The sequence below is a fragment of the Streptomyces jumonjinensis genome (assembly GCF_009600885.1).
GTDB classification, from domain to species: domain Bacteria; phylum Actinomycetota; class Actinomycetes; order Streptomycetales; family Streptomycetaceae; genus Streptomyces; species Streptomyces jumonjinensis.
In genome coordinates, this window is record NZ_VCLA01000167.1 from 104,676 (window position 1) to 104,879 (window position 204).

A 204-nucleotide genomic window follows, 5' to 3' on the forward strand; every position below is an offset into this window, starting at 1 on the left:
CCTCCACCAACCCCGCATGCGTCCCCGCACCCACCACCACCGGCACCAGACCACCCCGGAACGACGGAACCACAGGCCGCACCCGATCCACCGGCAACGCCAACTCCAACGGCACACCCGCCAACACACCACGCCAATAATCCAACTGACCAACCATCACACCACCCGCACCACCCACCTCCCCCAACACCTCACGCTGCCACA